The organism is Mycobacterium sp., assembly GCF_035633495.1.
Classification (GTDB): domain Bacteria; phylum Actinomycetota; class Actinomycetes; order Mycobacteriales; family Mycobacteriaceae; genus Mycobacterium.
In genome coordinates this window covers 1-2,483 of record NZ_DASQEU010000106.1, presented here as the reverse complement: position 1 = coordinate 2,483, position 2,483 = coordinate 1, and the positions used below count along the sequence as shown (strand labels likewise).

The following is a 2,483-nucleotide window of genomic DNA, read 5'->3' as shown; positions in this document are numbered from 1 at the left end:
GCTCCTACGTGCTGCCGCTCTCCCGCGGGGCCGAGGAGCTGTCGCGCGGCGTACCGGGCTGCGCTCCGCCTCGTCCGCCTGCAGGAACGCAGTCCCGAGTTGCGCCGCCACCGCCCCCGGACACCAACACGTTCACGACGTCGCCGCGGGTCGAAAGCCGTCGGTCCCAGTCAATCTGCCCGGTCGCGTCGGATCGGGGCCTTTCGGTGCCCATACCCGTGCCAAAGGTCCCTGTCGAGCCACGTTCTCGTGCGCTGTGATAACACACAACGGCTGACCAGAGCGGAACGCCGAGGTGAAGAGGACAGATTTCGGCTGCAGGGTGTTTGACCTGCGGATAGCACGACAGCCTACGTCCGCGGTTCGTAGCCGAGGATGCATTGAATAGGGAGATGGCCCAATGGCTTCCACGACCGCGGCCGACATCGTCGAAAGTGTCGGCGGTCCCGACAACATCGAGAGTCTCAGCTTTTGCGCCACCAGGCTACGATTCCAGCTAGGCGACGCGTCTGGGGTCACAAAATCCGATGTCGAGGCCATTTCCGGCGTGATGGGGGCGGTCCCGCAGGCCGGCAATCGGTACCAGGTCGTCATCGGCGGCGGCGTGCAGACCGTCTTCAACGACATCATGGCGTTGCCGGCGATGGCCAATCGTGGCGGCGGCGGGGGCGACGACGCGGCGTCCATCAAGGCCGCCGCCCGCGCCAAGGGCCCGCGCGGGAAGTTCGCCTGGCTCGACTCGTTGTTCGAGTTCCTCTCCGACTCGTTCCGGCCGATCCTGGGTGCCCTGCTGGGCGCGTCGCTGTTCATCACGTTCATGTCGCTGATGAGCACATTGGGCGTCATCCCGAACTGGGCGGACCCGCGCGTCGAACTGTCGCCGTCCTGGCAGTTCATCAACCTGTGCTGGCAGTCCGTGTTCGTGTTCCTGCCGCTGATGGTCGCCTACAACGCCTCGAAGAAGCTCAACGCGGACCCCTGGGTCGGATTCGCGATCATGGCCGTCGTCATGCTGCCGGGGTTCGCCGCGCTCGAGGACGTCTCGCACAAGGTCGTCGTCTTCAGCTCCGAAGTCGACATCGTGAGCATTTTCGGTCTGCCGCTCACGGTGTTCAGCTACAGCTCGCAGGTGTTCCCGCCGCTGCTGATGGCCGCGGTGCTCGGACTGTTGTACAAGGGCCTGAAGAAGATCATCCCCGAAAACATCCAGCTCATCTTCGTGCCGTTCTTCTCGATGCTGATCATGATCCCCCTGACGGCGTTCCTGATCGGACCGATCGGCGTCTACGCCGGTGCCGGCCTGGCCAACGTGCTGAAGTCGATCAACGATCTGTCCCCGTTCATCTTCGCCATCGTCGTCCCGCTGGCCTACCCGTTCATGGTTCCGCTGGGTCTGCACTGGCCGATCAACGCGATCATGCTGCTGAACATCCAGACCCTGGGCTACGACTACATCCAGGGTCCGATGGGCGCGTGGAATTTCGCCTGCTTCGGCGCCACCGCCGGGGTGTTATACCTGTCCTGGCGGGAGCGTGACGTGCCGATGCGGCAGACGGCGATCGGTGCCCTTGGCGCGGGTCTACTCGGCGGCATCTCCGAACCGTCGCTCTACGGCATCCATCTGCGGTTCAAACGGATCTATCCACGCATGCTGGTCGGATGCCTCGTGGGTGGGATCATCATCGGCCTTGGTGGCGGCGTCAAGACCCAAGCGTTCGTCTTCACGTCGCTACTGACCATCCCGGCGTTCGACAGCATGTTGCTGTACGGGATCGCGGTCGCCGCGGCGTTCTTCACCGCGATGACGCTGGTGATCCTCTCCGGCTACCGCAACCCCGAACAGGAGGCGGAATTCGAGGCTGACCGGGTGCCCGTGGCAGATCTGGAGACCGCGCCCGCCGCGGCCAGCGCCGCGACCGTGGCCGCCGCTTCGGCAACCACGTCCGTCGGGGACAGCGACGTTATCACCGAGATCGCGTCGCCCCTGGACGGAACGATCGTCCCGCTCAGCGAAGTGCCCGACCCCGTATTTAGCAAGGGCACCATGGGTCCGGGCATCGCGGTGATGCCATCAGGCGACACGGCGTACTCCCCCGGCTCCGGAGTGGTGGTCGCCGCTCAGCCGACGGGTCACGCGTTCGGCCTGGTTCTCGACGGCGGCATCGAGGTCCTCATCCACGTCGGTATCGACACCGTCAACCTCAAGGGCGAGGGATTCGACGTGAAGGTCAAGAAGGGCGACAGGGTCACCGTCGGCACCCCGCTGGTCACCTTCGATCGGAAAGTCATCGAGGCGGCCGGCTATTCGATGGTCACGCCGGTGATCGTGTTGAACGGCAAGAAGTTCGCCTCGGTGGAGCCGACGACGACAGGCGAGGTAACGGCCGGTGCACCAATTCTCACGGTAGCCACCAAGGCCGAGCCGGCGAACGTCTGACGGCATTCTCCGACGACGCGCCGGAGCGGCCTCAGCACGTGACTTC

General features: G+C 64.9%; 1 protein-coding gene. It reads left to right on the top strand.

Going from position 1 to position 2,483, the window contains the following annotated elements; translation table 11 throughout:
- The first annotated feature begins 400 nt into the window (after positions 1–400).
- Complete coding sequence (locus VET27_RS16465; protein WP_526519984.1) at positions 401–2,437, top strand: glucose PTS transporter subunit IIA; 2,037 nt, start codon at positions 401–403, stop codon at positions 2,435–2,437.
- Positions 2,438–2,483: the final 46 nt, after the last annotated feature.